At 72.5% G+C, this 5,999-nt stretch carries 5 protein-coding genes and 1 riboswitch; of the genes, 1 reads left to right on the top strand and 4 read right to left on the bottom strand.

Annotation, left to right across the window (positions count from 1 at the left end; translation table 11 throughout):
• Positions 1-261: 261 nt before the first annotated feature.
• Positions 262-465, bottom strand: a complete 204-nt coding sequence (locus tag DKL51_RS27515; protein ID WP_013288855.1) for a cold-shock protein — start codon at positions 463-465, stop codon at positions 262-264.
• Positions 466-686: 221 nt separating this feature from the next.
• On the opposite strand from DKL51_RS27515, the gene DKL51_RS27510 reads away from it, so the two are divergent.
• Positions 687-1,217 (top strand): GNAT family N-acetyltransferase, encoded by a 531-nt coding sequence (locus DKL51_RS27510; protein ID WP_109947628.1) that lies wholly within the window; start codon positions 687-689, stop codon positions 1,215-1,217.
• 42 nt (positions 1,218-1,259) lie between these two features.
• Here the strand turns inward: DKL51_RS27510 and paaN are convergent, their stop codons facing one another.
• From paaN to thrC, 3 genes are all read right to left on the bottom strand, one after another.
• Entirely contained in the window at positions 1,260-2,933 is a 1,674-nt protein-coding gene (paaN, locus tag DKL51_RS27505) for a phenylacetic acid degradation protein PaaN (RefSeq protein WP_185734934.1), read from the bottom strand.
• Positions 2,934-2,985: 52 nt separating this feature from the next.
• Positions 2,986-4,005 (bottom strand): GNAT family N-acetyltransferase, encoded by a 1,020-nt coding sequence (locus tag DKL51_RS27500; protein ID WP_109947626.1) that lies wholly within the window; start codon positions 4,003-4,005, stop codon positions 2,986-2,988.
• 290 nt (positions 4,006-4,295) lie between these two features.
• The gene (gene thrC / locus DKL51_RS27495; RefSeq protein ID WP_109947625.1) at positions 4,296-5,585 is read right to left on the bottom strand and encodes a threonine synthase; all 1,290 of its coding nucleotides are present in this window, start codon (positions 5,583-5,585) and stop codon (positions 4,296-4,298) included.
• 12 nt (positions 5,586-5,597) lie between these two features.
• A riboswitch (SAM riboswitch) is annotated at positions 5,598-5,730 on the bottom strand.
• Between the last annotated feature and the right edge of the window lie 269 nt (positions 5,731-5,999).

Genomic DNA, 5,999 nt, shown 5'->3' with positions numbered 1-5,999 from the left:
GGCGGGGCCGCAGCGGGCCACGCGGCCTGGCCGGGTGCCCTCAGCGGGTCGGTGGCCGGCGGCGGCGGTGCCGACGTGGGATCGGCCGGCCGGGCGTCACCGGACGCGGCCGGAGGCCACGGATCCGCGGGACCCGACGGGGGCTGGTCGGACATGAACCCTCCTCAGCGATGTGCTGGAACGGCTCATGATCTTCCCGGGTGCGCGCCCGTTCCGCAGCCCCCGATCGGGTGGTGCCGCCGCCGGAACGGCGGCGGCAGATCAGGCGATGACGCGGACCCGCTCCGCCTGCGGGCCCTTCTGGCCCTGGGCGATCTCGAACTCGACCCGCTGGCCGTCGTCCAGCGCCTTGTAGCCGTCCATCTCGATCGCGGAGAAGTGCACGAAAACGTCCTGGCCGCCGTCGACGGCGATGAAGCCGTAGCCCTTTTCGGCGTTGAACCACTTCACGGTGCCCTGTGCCACGGCGCTCTTCCTCACTGTGCGCGGCGTTCCACAACCCCCGGACGCCGGCCGAGCCCGCGCCCGGACCACCGGTTCGGCCATCGGCGACGGCCGCTGAATCGGTGACCGAAATCGCACGCTACACGAGGCGTGACGACCGCGCACGACCACAAATCGGGCATATTTCGGCCAGGATCCAGGCCGGACGAGATGACCGGCGCCGGGTCCGGTATGCATGCGACATGACGAGTGCGCCGACGATTCCCGCCGCCCGGACGGCCACCGTCCGGCGGGTGCGCCCCGAGGACGCGGGCCGGATGCGGGCGCTCCGCCTGGAGATGCTCGCCGACGCGCCGCTGGCCTTCCTGGAGACCGTCGCCGAGGCCGCCGCCCGGCCGCACGCCGACTACGCGGCCCGGATCGCCTCGGTCGCCACCGGCACCCACACGGCCCAGTTCGTCGCCGACCCCGGCGGCCGGTTCGTCGGCCACGCCGGTGGCACCGTGATGCCCGACGGACCGGGCCTGACCGTCATCTACGCCGTCTACATCACCCCGACCTGGCGCGGCAGCGGACTGCTCGGTCAGCTCGTGGACGAGGTGGCTGCCTGGTCCCGGGCGTGCGGCCGACCCGAGCTGATGCTCGAGGTGGTGGTCGGCAACGACCGCGCCTACCGGGCGTACCAGCGGCTCGGTTTCGTCGACACCGGCGTCCGCGTACCGCACCCGAAGATCCCGACCCTGCGCGAACTCCAGATGCGCCGCCCGGCCTGAGCGGACGGGCCCCTCCCGAGAGGGAAGGGCCCGGGCACCCGGTCAGACGTGGCGGCGGCTCTGCACGATGCGGAACCGGTTCGCCACGTACGCGCCGTCGGTCAGGGCCGCGTTGGCGGCCGGGTTCGCGCCGCTGCCGTGGAAGTCGGAGAACGCCGCCGACTGGTTGACGAAGACGCCGCCGGTCAGGTTGCAGGACAGGTGCACGCCGGCGTCGATGGCCGCCGCCTCGGCCGCGTCCAGCACCGTCTCGGCCGTCGAGTAGACGGCCGCGGTCAGCGCGCCCTTCTCCCCCACCGTGGACCGCAGGATCTCCAGGCTGTGCTCGGTCGAGTCGGTCGCGATGGCGAACGAGATCGGCCCGAACCACTCGCGGGAGTAGGTCGCGGTGTCCTCGGCGGCCAGCTTGACGATGGTCGGCGTACGCACCACCGCACCGTGGAACGACGGGTGCTCGACGGTCCGCGACTCCAGCACCGGCTCACCGACCTTGGTCACCTCGCCCAGCCGCTCCAGCACGCCGTCGTTGACGATCGCGCCGGTCAGCTCGACCCCGCGGGCCGGGTCGGCGGTGAGCTTCCCGACCGCCCCGGCGATCCCCGCCGCGACCTCGTCGAAGCTCATGTGCCCCTGGTCGGTCTCGATGCCGTTCCGGGGGATCAGCAGGTTCTGCGAGGTGGTGCACATCTGGCCGCTGTACAGGGTCAGCGTGAAGCCGAGGTTGCGGCACATGCCGGCGAAGTCGTCGGTGGAGTCGATCACCACCGTGTTCAGGCCGGCCTTCTCGGTGTAGACCGTGGCCTGCCGGGCGTTCTCCTCCAGCCAGTCGCCGTACTCCGTGGAGCCGGTGAAGTCGACGATCTTGACCGCCGGATGCAGGGCGAGGGTCGAGGCGAGCTTCTCGCCCGGCGCCTCGGGAGCGAGCAGCACCAGGTTCGGGTCGAAGCCCGCCTCGGCGAGCACCTCCCGGGCGTACTTCACCGTGACGGCGAGCGGGAGGACGGCGCGCGGGTGCGGCTTGACGATCACCGGGTTGCCGGTCGCCAGCGAGGCGAAGAGCCCCGGGTACGAGTTCCAGGTCGGGAAGGTGTTGCAGCCGATCACCAGGGCCACCCCGCGAGGCACCACGTGGAAGGTCTTGGTCATCCGCAGCGGGTCGCCCTTGCCGGCGGCCTTCTCCCAGCCGGCCGTCCCCGGGTGCCGGGTCATCTCCGCGTACGCGTAGGCGACCGCCTCCAGCGCGCGGTCCAGCGCGTGCGCGCCACCGGCCTGGAAGGCCATCACGAACGCCTGGCCGCTGGTGAACTGCACCGCGTTGGCCAGCTCGAAGATGTGCTTGTGCAGCCGGTCGAGGATCTCCAGGCAGACCCCGACCCGGGCCTGCGGGCCGGCGTCGCGCCAGGCGGGCAGCGCGACCGTGGCGGCGCCCACCAGCTGGTCGGCCGCGGCGTGCGGGTAGCGGACGTTCAGCTCCAGGCCGAACGGGCTGGTCTCGGTGCCGACGGTCTCGCCGTCACCCGGCTGGTCCAGCGGGAAGTCGCCGTTGAGGTAGGCCTCGAAGGCGGCCTTGCCGTCGGCGGCGGCGGTCTCGCCGTACACCCGGGGGCTGGGGGACTCGGGGTAGGCGGACCAGTACCCGCGCTCCGTGATCGCGGTCAGCGCACGGTTGAGGGTGTCGGCGTGCCTGTCGTACAGGGGGTGCGGGGTCTCCGTCATGCCCGCCATCATGCAACAGACAACCACCAGATCAGTAGGGCCGTGTCACAAGTCAGATCGTCAGCTGCCAGTCGGTCCAGATGTCGACCGGGCGGAAGCCGAGCTGCTCGTTGATGGCGATCATGTGGGCGTTCTCGGCCGCGTTCCAGGTGTCGATCACCCGCAGGGCAGGCTCCTGATCGAGCACGTACCGCAGATTCTCGATCTTGGCGAGCAGGCCGAGCCGGTGCCCCCGGTGCGCCGGGTCGACGATGGTGATCTGCTGGAAGGCGTGCCAGTCCGCGCTCGGGCCGAGGTCGATCAGGGTCCAGGCGACCACCCGACCGGACTCCTCGTGCACCATCGCGTGGTGGTAGCGGCGGCGACCCCGGGCGTTCAGCGCCCGTTCCGTGCCCCGCAGCCGCGCGACGTCGATCTGCTCGGCCTCCCACTCCAGGTCGCCGAGGGGCGCGTCGGTCATCAGCCGCCCGTCGAGGTAGGCCAGGTCGGCGGCGTACTCCTCGGGGGTGTCGCCCCGCCAGCGGACCGTGCGATACCCGGCCGCGTGGGCACGGGCTTCGGCAGCCAGGGCGTCCAGCGCCGCGTGGTCGAGCCGGGCGACGTCCAACCGGCGGCGTACCTCGGCGAGCGCCGGCCGGGCACCCGTCGCGGCGCCGAAGGCGTCACCCGCCTCGGGCCGGGCGACCCCGCCGGGCAGCGTCGACACCGCGACCCCGAACACCCGCTTGCGCCCGTGCTCGCGCAGCAGCCGCACGAGGTGGTCGTGCAGCGCCCGGCCGACGCCGCGCCGGCGGTACTCCGGATGCACGACCAGGTCGGCGGTGGCGTTGTCGGTGTTGTCCAACTGCGGCAGGTCCAGCCCCAGGTAACCGGCCGGCACCCCGTCGAGCCGGGCCAGCGCCCAGCGCGGCGCGTTCCCCGGCATCGGGTGGCGGACGGCGGCGGTGAAGCGTTGCCGGCAGAGCGGCGGGAAGTCCGGCAGGTCCGCGTCGTTGGCCGCCGCGCCGATCCGGTACGCCTCGTCGATCGCGCCCGGGTCGGCGGCGTCGAACGGCGCGATCGTGATGCTCATGGCAGCGAGGGTGCGCCACGAACAGCGAACGGGGCCAGCGATTTTCGCCGGCCCCGTTCGTCACGTTGGTCGGGAGGGACGATCGCACAACGCCGCCGGCGTTGGGTCGTAAGAACTTCAAAAGTCTCCGGCGAAACGCCCTCCCGCACGGAGCATCTTGCGCCGTCCGAATCCTGTCGTCAAGTCCTTAGCGGCGGGTTTTCCGCACTCACAGCGAAAAGCCAGTTACCCCCCGGATCGGCCCGATCCCCCGTCCGGGCGATCCCCACTCCCCCCAACGAGGCCAGGGGTCAGCCGAGGAGGCCGGCGTCGCGGGCGGCGCGGAGGGATGGCTTGATCCGGTGGGTGGGGCCGACCTGGCCGGCCACCGCGTCCAGGGTCTTGAGGCCCTCGCCGGTGTTGAACACCACGGTCTCCGCGGCCGGGTCGAGCCGGCCGGACTCGACCAGCTTGCGGAGCACCGCGACGGTGACCCCGCCGGCCGTCTCGGCGAAGACGCCGGTGGTCCGGGCGAGCAGCCGGATGGCGGCGCGGATCTCGTCGTCGTCGGCGTACTCCATCCAGCCGCCGGTGCGACGCACCGCCTCGAGGGCGTACAGGCCGGCCGCCGGGTCGCCGATGTTCAGCGACTTGGCGATGCCGGTCGGCTTCACCGGGGTGATGGTGTCGCTGTCGGCGTGCAGCGCGGTCGCGATCGGGTTGCAGCCGGCCGACTGCGCGCCGAACACCTTCCAGCCGCCGGCCGGCGCCTCGACCAGGCCGATCTCGACCAGCTCGGAGAACGCCTTGTCGATCTTGGTGAGCAGCTCGCCGCTGGCCATCGGGATGACCACCTGCGCCGGGATGCGCCAGCCGAGCTGCTCGGCCACCTCGTACCCGAGGGTCTTCGACCCCTCCGCGTAGTACGGCCGGACGTTGACGTTGACGAACGCGGTGTCCTCGAACTCGTCGGTCTCCACCAGCTCGCCGCAGAGCCGGTTCACGTCGTCGTACGAGCCGTCGATGGCGACCAGGTCGCCGCCGTAGACGGCAGTGGTGACCACCTTGCCCTGCTCCAGGTCGCTGGGGATGAACACCACGGACGGCGCCCCGTCCCGGGCCGCGTGCGCCGCCACCGAGTTGGCCAGGTTGCCGGTGGAGGCGCAGGCGTACCGGGTGAAGCCGAGTGCCCGGGCGGCGGTCAGCGCCACCGACACCACCCGGTCCTTGAACGAGTGGGTGGGGTTGGCGCTGTCGTCCTTGACCCAGAGCGGGGCGGTGATGCCCAGTTCGGCGGCGAGGTGCGGGGCGGAGACCAGCGGGGTCAGCCCCGGGTTCAGGGTCACCCGGCTGTCCGGGTCCTGACCCGCGGGGAGCAGTGCGGCGTACCGCCAGAGGTTCTTCGGGCCGGCCTCGATCTGCTCGCGGGTGACGGCGGCGAGGACGGCGGTGTCGTAGTCGACCTCCAGCGGGCCGAAGCACTCGTAACAGGCGTGCTGCGCGGCGAGCGGGTAGCGCGCGGAACAGGCGCGACAGACCAGGGCGCGGGCCGGGCTGAGGGTGGTGTCGATGCCGGAGGCGGCGGGAAGCGTCGACGTCATGTCGAGGAATTCCTCTCATCTTTCCCCGCATCGCACCCTGCGGCGGGGACGGAATTGGCACCTGCCCGGCGTCGCTCGTCGTCGAGCGCGCGGGTGGTTGCCGGGGCGTCGTCGGGCCGTATCCCTCAGCCCCTCTGGATGAGGTATGCAGTTGTGCCGCCGAGTCTATGCACGTCCCGGGCCGCTCCGACCGCGGGTTCCCACGGTGTGAGCCACCCGTCAGGCGGTCCGGCGCCCCGACGCCCAGATCCACGGAGAGAGTGGCCTCCCCAGCGCGGGAGGCCACTCTCTCCGGAAAACGCCGCGGTCCGGGCGGCTCAGCGGGCCACCACGGCGACCGGGTCGACGACCGCCGGGCGGTCGGTGACGGCCGTGCCAGCGGGGACGGCGGTGCGGGTGGGGGCGGCGGAGGCG

The sequence above is a fragment of the Micromonospora globispora genome (assembly GCF_003857015.1).
GTDB lineage: Bacteria > Actinomycetota > Actinomycetes > Mycobacteriales > Micromonosporaceae > Micromonospora > Micromonospora globispora.
This window is presented reverse-complemented; position numbering and strand designations above follow the sequence as displayed.

Excerpts from the sequence above, each read along its gene's own strand:
- thrC (WP_109947625.1), bottom strand. The coding sequence starts at position 5,585 with ATGACGTCGACGCTTCCCGCCGCCTCCGGCATCGACACCACCCTCAGC.
- DKL51_RS27510 (WP_109947628.1), top strand. The coding sequence starts at position 687 with ATGACGAGTGCGCCGACGATTCCCGCCGCCCGGACGGCCACCGTCCGG.
- paaN (WP_185734934.1), bottom strand. The coding sequence starts at position 2,933 with ATGACGGAGACCCCGCACCCCCTGTACGACAGGCACGCCGACACCCTC.
- DKL51_RS27500 (WP_109947626.1), bottom strand. The coding sequence starts at position 4,005 with ATGAGCATCACGATCGCGCCGTTCGACGCCGCCGACCCGGGCGCGATC.